The sequence below is a fragment of the Dermacoccus sp. UBA1591 genome (genome assembly GCF_002322065.1).
Lineage (GTDB): Bacteria > Actinomycetota > Actinomycetes > Actinomycetales > Dermatophilaceae > Dermacoccus > Dermacoccus nishinomiyaensis.
Map to the genome: position 1 here is coordinate 2,057 of NZ_DCNR01000094.1, position 10,456 is coordinate 12,512.

10 protein-coding genes and 1 pseudogene are annotated in these 10,456 nt (G+C 69.3%); 2 read left to right on the forward strand and 9 right to left on the reverse strand.

Annotation, left to right across the window (positions count from 1 at the left end):
- The 6 genes from cobA to B2284_RS10350 all read right to left on the reverse strand — a co-directional run.
- Positions 1–645 (reverse strand): uroporphyrinogen-III C-methyltransferase (gene cobA / locus B2284_RS10325; protein WP_286697449.1); only part of this gene is annotated, 645 nt, incomplete at its 3' end.
- A gap of 130 nt (positions 646–775) precedes the next feature.
- Positions 776–1,045 carry a DUF4031 domain-containing protein gene (locus B2284_RS10330; protein WP_006946225.1) on the reverse strand — a complete coding sequence of 90 codons (270 nt, stop codon included), beginning with the start codon at positions 1,043–1,045 and terminating at the stop codon, positions 776–778.
- 79 nt (positions 1,046–1,124) lie between these two features.
- Positions 1,125–1,529: a nitrite reductase (NAD(P)H) small subunit gene (locus tag B2284_RS10335; RefSeq protein WP_006946104.1), complete on the reverse strand. Its 405-nt coding sequence runs from the start codon at positions 1,527–1,529 to the stop codon at positions 1,125–1,127.
- Entirely contained in the window at positions 1,526–4,162 is a 2,637-nt protein-coding gene (gene nirB, locus B2284_RS10340) for a nitrite reductase large subunit NirB (protein ID WP_006946090.1), read from the reverse strand. The genes B2284_RS10335 and nirB overlap by 4 nt, the downstream gene beginning before the upstream one ends.
- Positions 4,163–4,375: 213 nt before the next feature.
- Positions 4,376–4,930 carry an orotate phosphoribosyltransferase gene (pyrE, locus tag B2284_RS10345; protein WP_062258358.1) on the reverse strand — a complete coding sequence of 185 codons (555 nt, stop codon included), beginning with the start codon at positions 4,928–4,930 and terminating at the stop codon, positions 4,376–4,378.
- A gap of 28 nt (positions 4,931–4,958) precedes the next feature.
- Positions 4,959–5,741, reverse strand: a complete 783-nt coding sequence (locus B2284_RS10350; RefSeq protein ID WP_040014821.1) for an SDR family NAD(P)-dependent oxidoreductase — start codon at positions 5,739–5,741, stop codon at positions 4,959–4,961.
- Between the two features lie 85 nt (positions 5,742–5,826).
- Here B2284_RS10350 and B2284_RS10355 point away from each other — a divergent pair, with 85 nt between their 5' ends.
- Together B2284_RS10355 and B2284_RS10360 are read left to right on the forward strand one after the other, a co-directional pair.
- Positions 5,827–6,615, forward strand: a complete 789-nt coding sequence (locus B2284_RS10355) for an exodeoxyribonuclease III (protein ID WP_006946080.1) — start codon at positions 5,827–5,829, stop codon at positions 6,613–6,615.
- Positions 6,616–6,822: 207 nt separating this feature from the next.
- Entirely contained in the window at positions 6,823–8,295 is a 1,473-nt protein-coding gene (locus B2284_RS10360; protein WP_006946121.1) for a flavin-containing monooxygenase, read from the forward strand.
- A 76-nt stretch (positions 8,296–8,371) separates the two neighbouring features.
- Here the strand turns inward: B2284_RS10360 and B2284_RS10365 are convergent, their stop codons facing one another.
- From B2284_RS10365 to B2284_RS10375, 3 genes and pseudogenes are all read right to left on the reverse strand, one after another.
- Positions 8,372–8,746: a hypothetical protein gene (locus B2284_RS10365; protein ID WP_131940591.1), complete on the reverse strand. Its 375-nt coding sequence runs from the start codon at positions 8,744–8,746 to the stop codon at positions 8,372–8,374.
- Positions 8,747–8,909: 163 nt separating this feature from the next.
- Positions 8,910–10,157 (reverse strand): glucose-1-phosphate adenylyltransferase family protein, encoded by a 1,248-nt coding sequence (locus tag B2284_RS10370; protein WP_237723901.1) that lies wholly within the window; start codon positions 10,155–10,157, stop codon positions 8,910–8,912.
- A gap of 112 nt (positions 10,158–10,269) precedes the next feature.
- Positions 10,270–10,456 (reverse strand): annotated as a pseudogene (locus tag B2284_RS10375) (tRNA (uridine(34)/cytosine(34)/5-carboxymethylaminomethyluridine(34)-2'-O)-methyltransferase TrmL); the annotation flags it as partial.

The following is a 10,456-nucleotide window of genomic DNA, read 5'->3' on the forward strand; positions in this document are numbered from 1 at the left end:
GGCGAGCTCGGCGAGGGTGGAACGCACGACCTGCTGCTGCGGCGTCCACGCACGGTGGACGACGCCCGCGGGCGTCGCGGCCGGTTTGCCGTGCGCGACGAGGCCGGCCGTCAGCTCGCCCAGGCGTCCCATCCCCATGAGGACGACGATGGTGTGCGGCCATGCCGCCAGCGCCGGCAGCGCCAGTTCGTCGTGCCCGGAGAGCACGAGCAGGCCCGCCGACGATCCGCGATGCGTCACCGGGATGCCGCCGGCGAGCGGCGCGGAGAGCGCGCTCGTCACGCCGGGCACGACATCGACGTCGATGCCGTGCGCATGGCAGGACAGGTATTCCTCCCCCCCGCGGCCGAGCAGGTACGGATCGCCGCCCTTGAGGCGCACCACCCGCCGCCCGGCCCGCGCCTCACGCACGAGAATCGCGTTGATCTCGCCCTGCGGAACGGGGTGATGGTGCGGGCTCTTGCCGACGTCGATGATCTCGGCGCTCAGATCGAGACGCGCCAGTTCGTCCCGCGGGCCAAGGCGATCGGCGACGATGACGTCCGCCTGCTCGAGCTCGCGCAGGGCACGCAGCGTCAGCAGGTCGAGCGAACCCGGTCCGCCGCCGACGAGGACGACGCGCCCCGCCGCGACTGCGTCGCTCATCCGTTCCTCCTCGCTGCGGCCCTTCGTGTTCACTCCCCGACCTTAGGCAGCGACGCGCCGCGGCCGCCGTGATGTTCGTGACGCGAGAAGCGTCGCGCACTCACGCCCGCGCAGCACCCGTCGAGCAGTTTCATGATCGGCGCTCCACGGCACGAACCCGCACACCGCCGGCGATCAATCGGCGAATGAGCTCAGTGGCGCGCACGGGCAGCGCGCCACCCGCGACCAACGCGTCGTACATGCGCTCCGGCACGTCGTAGTGGTCGACGTCGAACGCAGCATCCGGAACGCCATGATCGTGCGCGAAGGCGTGCAGCTCGTCGAGCGAGCTGTCGGAGACGAGATGCGAGAACACCGTGCCCCACGCGGGCCACATCGGCGGGTCGATGAGGATGGCCATCGTCCCATCATCGCGGTTGGCCGGGCACATCGCCACCGTCCCCGCCGCAGGCGACCGACCTGGCGAGGCGGCCGGACGATCAGCGCGTCGTCTGCTCCGGTTCTGCGTAGTCGCTCGTGCGCTCGCCCAACTCGATCATCCCGTCGCGCTCACGCACGGCCCAGGTGCCGAGACGGACGGCGCGGTCGGCGACGTCCTCGCCCGTCCGCACGTCGAAGGCCTGCTTGTACAGCGGCGACTGGATGACGTCGTACGTCTGACCGTCGAGAGTGCGCGTCCCGACGACGCCGCGGGCGATGACGTTCGCGAGGGCGTACGGGTCACGGTGGCCGACGGCGAACACCTCGTCGTTCGCGAGGCGCACGAGGGCGACCTGCGCGCCGTCCGGCGTGAGTGCCGCAACGGCCCGCTCCGGTGTCAGCCGGTCGACGGCGCACAGCGGGGTCCACGAGGTACCGGCCTCGCTAGGTGTGGGGGTTGTCATCCCTGGCCTCCTTGTGCAGCGCCTGCGCCGACGGGGATGCGCTCGCCTGCGATCCGGACGGGACGTCGGTTGGAGTCGATGAGTTCGAGGGTGGCGTCGGCCTTCTCGGCCGGGGTCGCCGGGCGGGGCTGGTCACGTTCCACGACGTAGAGCAGATCGGGGTCGACGTTCGTGTCGTCGTTGACGAAGGCCGTGAACCGGGCGAGCTTCTCAGGGTCCTCCAGGACGTCGCGCCACTCGTCGGAGTAGGCGTTGACGTGACGTTCCATCATCGCGTCGAGGTCGGCGCAGATGCCCAACGCGTCGTCCATGATCACCTCGCGCAGGTGCTCGGTGCCGCCCTCGAGCTCGGCGAGCCACGGCGCGGTGCGCTGCAGCCGCTCGGCTGTCGAGATGTAGAACATGAAGAACCTGTCGATGGTGCGGATCAGTTCTTCTTCGTCGAGGTCCTCAGCGAGCAACTGCGCGTGCACCGGCTTGAAGCCACCGTTACCCCCGACGTAGAGGTTCCACCCGTTCTCCGTCGCGATGATGCCGGCGTCCTTGCCGCGCGCCTCGGCGCACTCGCGCGCGCACCCGGAGACACCCATCTTGAGCTTGTGCGGGCTGCGCAGCCCCTTGTACCGGGTCTCGAGGTCGATCGCGAGACGGACGGAGTCGCGCACGCCGAAGCGGCACCAGGTCTGCCCGACGCACGACTTCACCGCACGCAAGCTCTTGCCGTATGCCTGGCCGCATTCGAAGCCCGCGTCGAGCAACTCGCGCCAGATGGCGGGGAGCTGGTCGATGCGGGCACCGAACATGTCGATGCGCTGGGCGCCGGTGATCTTCGTGTAGAGGCCGTACTTCTCGGCGATCTGCCCGATCGCGACGAGACCCGACGGCGTCACCTCACCACCCGGGATGCGCGGCACGACCGAGTACGTACCGTCCTTCTGCATGTTGGCGAGGACGTGATCGTTCGTGTCCTGCATCGTCGCCTGCTGACCGTCGAGCACGTGGCCGTTCTCGAGACTGGCGAGGATGTTGGCGATCGTCGGCTTGCACACGTCACAGCCACGCCCGGCGCCGAAACGCTCGATGACGTCGTCGAAGGACGTGAGCCTCGCGACCTTGATCGCGTTGAACAGCTGGCTTCGTGACAACGGCATGTGCTCGCACAACGACCTGTCGACCTCGATACCGGCCTTCGCCTGCTCGACCTCGACGAGCTTGATGACGAGCGGCAGGCATGATCCGCACGAGGTCCCTGCCTTGGTGCAGGTCTTGATGTCCGAGACCGTCGTGGCACCGTCCGCGAACGCCGCACGGATCTGGCCCGCACTCACGTTGTTGCACGAGCAGACGCCCGCGTCGTCGGGCAGTTCGAGGTTGATCTCGGCCTTCGCGCCGCGTTCGTCCTCGGGGATGACGAAGGCGCTCGGCGCTGCGAGGTCGTGGCCGACCATCGCCCGCAGGCTCGGGAACGCGCTCGCATCACCGACGAGCACTCCGCCGAGGAGGGTGTGTCCGTCATCGGCGACGACGAGCTTGCGGTACCAGCCGGTCATGGCATCCGAGTAGACGACCTCGCGCGCGCCGGGCGTCGCGGCGAACGCGTCGCCGAAGCTCGCGACGTCGACGCCCATGAGCTTGAGCTTCGTCGAGGAATCGGCGCCGTCGAAGTCCGGCGCTTCGCCGAGCAGATGCGCAGCGGCGATCTCGGCCATCGTGTACCCGGGTGCGACGAGGCCCCACACCTCCCCCTGGATGCACGCGACCTCACCGATCGCGTGGATGGCCGGGTCCGTCGTGGCGCAGTGGGTGTCGACGAGGACGCCGCCGCGAGGCCCGAGCTCGAGGCCCGCGGCACGCGCGAGTTCGTCGCGAGGACGGATGCCCGTGGCGAAGACGACGACGTCCACGTCGTCCCGCTCGCCACTCGCGTAGTCCATCGAGGCGACGCGACCGTCGTCGCCCGCGTTGATGCGTGCCGTGGCGGTCGAGGTGCGCACGTGCACGCCGGTGCCTTCGATGATGCGCTTGAGATCCTCGCCGCCTCCCGCGTCGACCTGCATGGGCATGAGGCGGTCAGCGAACTCGACGACCGTCGTATCCGCTCCCATCGCCTGCAGCGCGCCACCGGCCTCGAGGCCGAGCAGACCACCTCCGATGACGGCGCCGCGCACCTGCCGCTCGGGGTGGCGTCCGGCCGTGTCCGAGACGTAGCGCCGAAGCGCCTCGACATCGTCGAGGGTGCGGTAGACGAAACAACCCGTGACGTCGCGCCCCTCGATGGGCGGCACTGCGGCGTGCGAGCCCGTTGCCAGGATGAGGGCGTCGTAGGAGATGTGCTCGCCGCCCTCCGTCTCGACGGCTCGCGCGTCTCGGTCGATGCCGGTGACGAGCGTGCCCGTGCGCAACGTCACCCGTTCGTCGTCCCAGACACTCTCGTCGAGCAGCAGATCTGACGCGGTGGAGCCCGAGAAGAAGCTCGTCAGATGCACCCGGTCGTACGGCGCGAACGGCTCGTCACCGATGACCGTTAGCGAGACGCGGCGCGCGTCGTCCTTCGCGAGGAGCGTCTCGGCGAACTTGTGGGCCACCATCCCCGCGCCGATGACGACGACGTGGGTGGGTCTGTCTTGGCGCATGCTTCCTCCGGAACGGGTCGTGTCATCCCACCGTACGAGCGCACCGGGACGTCGGCGAAGGGGCCATGGTCCCGATTCACCGGGTGTTCACCTGCAGCGGTGTCCAGCTCCGTGGCGACGGGCGCGCACCCCTGAGGCACAGACGAACGAGCCGCCACCGGTGACGGTGACGGCTCGTTCGCGCACAGCCAAGAGGCGCGGCGTGACAGACGCTCAGGCGAGGCCGAGATCTTCCATCGAGAAGGCGCTGACGTAGGTGAGGCCCTCGGCCTCGATCTTCTCCTGCGCACCGGTGGCACGGTCGGCGATGGTCGCGACGCCGACGACCTCGGCGCCCTCCTCACGGCACGCGGCGACGGCTTCCAACGGCGAGGCACCCGTCGTCGTCGTGTCCTCGACGACGAGCACGCGACGACCCTTGATCGAGGGGCCCTCGATGCGCTGCTGCAGGCCGTGCGCCTTGCCGGCCTTGCGGACGACGAACGCGTCGACCTGCTCCCCCGCAGCAGCCGCAGCGTGCAGCATCGACGTCGCGACGGGGTCAGCACCAAGCGTCAGACCGCCGACGGCGACGTAGTCGAAGTCCCTCGTCAGATCGCGCATGACGCGTCCGACGAGCGGCGCAGCCTCGCCGGAGAGAGAGATGCGACGCAGATCGACGTAGTAGTCGGCCTCCTTGCCGCTGCTCAACGTCACCTTGCCGTGCACGATGGCGTTGTCCTTGATGAGTTGCAGCAGGCGGGCGCGGTCTTCGGCGATGTTCGTCATGCCGTCCATTCTATTTGGCGGGGGTTCCTCAGTCGCGCGGCCGATGACGGTTGCTCAAAGCGCCCGCGCGCACGATGGAGCGCGGCACGTGGCGCAGCAACTGCGTCGCGACCTTGTACTGCTTCCCCGGCACCGAGATGACGCGGCCGGCGTCGACGTCGGCGAGGCAGTCGCGCACGAGGCGGTCGGCGTCGAGCCAGAGTCGCTTGCCGATGGCCGAGGTCTTGTCGACGTCGATGTCGGCGCTCGCGTGGAAGTCGGTGTGGGTGAAACCTGGGCACAGCGCGGTCACCGTGACGCCCGTGCCCGCGAGCTGGCCGGCGAGCGACTCGCTGAACACGGTGACATACGACTTCGCCGCCGAGTAGGTGCCGCTCGCCATGAACCCCGCGACCGACGAGACGTTGATGATCGCGCCCCGCCCCCGCTCACGCATCGCGCGGCCTGCGGCGTGGCTGAGCACGACGACGGCCTTGACCATGACGTCAACGGAGGCGATCTCCTTCTCGACGTCGGTGTCGAGGAACGCCGTCTTGAGCCCGAAGCCGGCGTTGTTGACGAGCACCTCGATGGGGTCGCTCGCCTGCGCGACACGCTCGGCGACGCGCTTGAGATCGTCAGCGTTGGCGAGGTCGGCCGCGAGGACCTCGGCGTGCACGCGGTAGCGCTTCTCGAGGTGTGCCTTGAGCTCCTCGAGCCGGTCGGCGCGCCGCGCGACCAGGACGACGTTGTCGCCGCGCGCCGCCAGCTGCTCGCAGAACTCCTTGCCGATGCCGGCGCTCGCGCCGGTGACCAGTGCCCATTTCGTCATGCTCACCACTGTGCCACTCGTCGCCGACAACCGCAGGATCCCGCTGGTTTCGAGGGTTGTCGCAGGGCCCGTCTAGGGTTGAGGCATGCGAATCGCCACGTGGAACGTCAACTCCATCCGCACCCGCGTCGACCGCGTCATCGCCTTCCTCGAACGTGGTGACGTCGACGTGCTCGCCATGCAGGAGACGAAGTGCAAGGACGAGCAGTTCCCCATGGCCCGCTTCGAGGAAGCCGGGTACGAGGTCGCCCATCACGGGCTGAACCAGTGGAACGGTGTCGCGATCGCCTCGCGCGTCGGCCTCGAGGACGTGCAGATCGGCTTCGAGGACATGCCCGGCTTCGGCGACCCCATCGCGGCGGAGGCCCGCGCCATCGCCGCCACGTGCGACGGGGTGCGCATGTGGTCGCTCTACGTGCCGAACGGTCGCGAGATCGGCCACCCGCACTACGAGTACAAGCTCGACTGGCTCGCCGCGCTGCGCGCCGACGGCGAGAAGTGGCTCACCGAGAACCCCGAGGCGCAGATCGCGCTGACGGGTGACTGGAACATCGCGCCGAGAGACGAAGACGTCTGGGATCCGGCGTTCTTCGAGGGCAAGACGCACGTGACGCAACCCGAGCGTGACGCGTTCCAGGCGATGATCGACACAGGCTACGCCGACGTGGTGCGCCCGCACACGAACGAGCCGCGCACCTACACGTACTGGGATTACACGCAGCTGCGTTTCCCCAAGAAGCAGGGCATGCGCATCGACTTCGCCCTGTGCTCCCCCGCCCTCGCCGGGCGCGTCCAGGGCGCCGTCATCGACCGCGACGAGCGCAAGGGCAAGGGTGCGAGCGACCACGCGCCCGTCATCGTGCAGCTCGACTGACAGCGTCTTGACTGACGAGTCGGCTGGCAGCGTGACGGCGCACGGTGCGATCAGCCGAGCCCAGCTGCGTCAGTCCGTGTCGTTCGAGTCAGTCCTGCGTGACGCAACCGGCACTGACTGACGCAGTGGCGGCGCGAGCAGCGCCATCACGCGCCGTCGGCTGTGTCGGTGCGCGATGGCGGCGGTCGGCCCCGTTAGGTTGGTGCGGTGAGCACTGTGGCAGAGGTGGACGTCGTCGTCGTCGGCACCGGTTTCTCCGGGATCGGCATGGCCGTGGCGCTGCAGGACGCCGGCCGCAGCTTCGTCATCCTCGAGAAGGCCGACGAGATCGGTGGCACGTGGCGTGACAACCGTTATCCCGGTGTTGCCTGCGATGTGCCGAGCCACCTGTACTCGTTCAGCTTCGAGCTCAACCCGTACTGGTCGCACACCTATTCGCGCGGTGACGTCATCCAGGACTATCTGCTCGCCGTCGTCGAGAAGTACGAGCTGCGCGAGCACATCCGCTTCGACACGGCGCTGCACGCCGCCGACTTCGACGAGTCGAGCGGCGTGTGGACGATCGCGACGCACTCCTCGGACGGTTCGACGCACACCGTCACCGCCCGCGCACTCGTGCTCGGCGTCGGTGCGCTGCACCTGCCGCACATCCCCCTCATCGACGGGCTGCACACGTTCGCCGGCGAACTCATCCACACCGCAGCCTGGCCTCGCGACAGTTCGATGTTCGGCCGCCGCGTCGGCATCATCGGCACGGGCGCCTCGGCTGTGCAGTGCATCCCGGCGCTCGCCGAGGACGCCGAGCACCTCACCGTCTTCCAGCGCAGCGCACCGTGGATCATGCCGCAGCGCAACAGCGAGTACTCCGACGCGACGATCGACCGCTTCCGGCGTCACCCCGCGCTCATGCGGGCCCATCGGGCTGCACTGCGCCGACGCAACGACCTGCCTGCCGTCGCGTTCGACAGCCAGCCGCGGCTGCTCGAACTCGCCTCCCGCGAGGCCCGACGGCACCTGGCCAACCAGATCAAGGATCCGCAGCTGCGCGAGAAGCTGACCCCCACCTACACGATGGGGTGCAAGCGCGTCCTGCTGTCCGACACGTACTACCCTGCCCTCGCGCGCGCCGACGTCGACGTCGTGACCGACGACGTCGTGGGCGTGACGCCCGACGGCGTCGTCACCGCCGACGGAACCCTGCACGAGGTTGACGCCCTCGTGCTGGCCACCGGCTTCGACCCCCGCGGCTCGTACGCCCACCTCGACATCACCGGGCGTGACGGCCGCTCGTTCGCCGAGGAATGGCAGAACGGTGTCGAGTCCTATCTCGGCGTGACGATGGCCGACTTCCCCAACCTCTTCATGCTGCTGGGGCCCAACACGGGCCTGGGGCACACGAGCGTCGTGCTCATGATCGAAGCGCAGATCGCCCACGTCATGACGCTGCTCGACGAACGCGATCGCCGAGGCGCCCACGCCGTCGAGGTGCGCCCCGAACTCGTGCCCGCCTTCACGCGTGAGATGCGCGAACGCAGCGGTCGCTCGGTGTGGACGCAGGGCGGCTGCACCTCCTGGTACCTCGATGACGACGGCGAGAACCGCACCCTGTGGCCCGGCGGGGTCGGCGAATACGAACGGCGCCTCACCGAGCCGTCGGCCGTCGACTTCCTCTTCACCTGAGCACATCGGCGAGCCGGCCGGAGTCGTTCGCCTTACCTGCGCTCCCGCGCCTTGTCATGCGCGAACGAGAGCCCGGCTACCGTCGCCCGATGCCGGCGAGTTGCGCCTGACGATGGCGCTCCCGATGAGTCATCCGCGCGAGGACGAGTTGCTCAGGCGTCCGACGGTTCTTGGCCTGCTGGAACGAGACGGCGTAGATGAGCGGGCCCACGACGGGCAGGACGCCGACGAGCAGGGCCCAGCGGTACATGGCGTCCTCGGTGTCGGCGACGAGACTCGGCCACTTCTTGAGGCTGCGGGTCGCCACGATGGCACCGGTGAGCCACAGCGCCGGGGCGACGACGAAGAGCAGGACGGCGACGACGACGAACCAGTGGATGAACGTCGCGAGCGCCTCCGCGTTGGGATCGTCCGCGACCGCGAGCACACCGTGAGTTGCGAAGATAGTCATGCGTCGACGGTAGGCATGTCACGGGGTGTGCCGTCGGCGCCGGCCGCAAACCCTGTGGACGAGGGTGCAGGACGGCCGCGGAAGGCCGCGCAGCCGTCATCGTCCACAGCCGTCGGCGCCCCTGCGTCACCCCACGGGGTTGCCGGGGCGCCCCCGGCGCGGCTCAGCTGACGACGTCGCCGGGGTCGATCTGCTCCCCCGGCTTCACGACATCGCGCACGGTGGCACCCGCGCCGATGACGGCGATGTCCGCGTCGCGCGCCGCGGTGGCGGCAGGGGCTGAGCCGACGCGCGCTCCTCGGCGCACCGCGACGTCGACGTCGACGATCGCGGTGCGCACCTCGGCACCCTTCTCGATGACCGTGCCGTCGAGCACCACGGCATCCTCGACGACGGCCCCCGCGCGCACGATCACGCCGGGCCCGAGCACCGAGCGGCGCACGGTGCCGGCGATGTCGCACCCTGGCGACAGGTAGGACGCGTCGACGACGGCCCCTTCGCGCACGCGCGCCGCGCACTTGTTCGTCGCGAGGGTGCGCATCGGCCACGCCTCGTCGTCGAAGATCGGCACGTCACCACGCACGAGGTCGCGGTGAGCGCGCAGGTAGGTCTCGGGCCGGCCCATGTCCATCCAGTACGCCTCGAGCGCGTGGGTGCGCACACGTCCACGCGCGACGAGCGTCGGGATGAGGTGCTCGGCGAAGTCGCCGAGGCCGGTGTCGTCCTCGTCGTCGGCTTCAGGGCGCGTCGCTTTCTCGGCTTCGTCGAGGGCGTCAAGCAGCGCTGCCGTGCGGTAGATGAAGACCTCCGCGGAGATCGTTCCGTGGGCCGGGTCCTCGGGCTTCTCGTCGATGCGGGTGACCTTGCCGGTGGCGTCGCTCGTCACGACAGCCTTGTTCGACGCCTCCGTCACGGGCACCTCGGTGGTGACGATGGTGAGGTCGGCGCCCTTGGCGAGGTGAGCGGCGACGACGTCCCGCAGGTCGAGCGTGAACACCTGATCGGCGCTCAGCACGACGGTCACGTCAGCGTTCTCGTCGGCGATCTGATGACGGATGCGGTACAGGTCGTCCGCGTTGCCGGTGGCGAACCCACCCGTGCGCGCGGCGTCGATCTCCTCGGGCACGATGCGGCGGAAACCGCCGTCGTTGCGGTCCAGATCCCAGGGGCGTCCGTGCTGCAGGTGCTTGTCGAGCGTGCCCGCGCGGTACTGCACGGAAACCCAGACGCTGGAGATGCCCGAGTTGACGAGGTTCGACATGGCGATGTCGACGAGCTGGTGCGTGCCGCCGAACGGCAGCGCCGGTTTCGCGCGGTGCGTGGTGAGCACACCCATCCGTGAGCCCTTACCTCCGGCCTGGACGATGGCGAGCACGCGCGGAGCGTCGGTCAGGGGCATGTGAGCGGCCATGCCGCCATCCTGCCAAGGCGACCTCCCCGCGTCGAGCCGGCGTCGCATCCTGTGTTCATGACCGCCCCGCCGCACACCCCGCACCGGGCACCTCGCGTCTCACGCGGGAAACTCATGCCTCCCGTCGTGGGGCGTCAGCGCTCAGCGCCTCGAGGGTGCCGGTGCCGTCATCAGCCGCGCCGGTGAAGCCGAGCTGACGCCATGCCTCATACGCGACGACGGCGACCGCGTTGCCGAGGTTGAGGCTGCGGTTGTCGGGGCGCATGGGGATGCGCAGTCGCTCGTCAGCGCTGAACGTC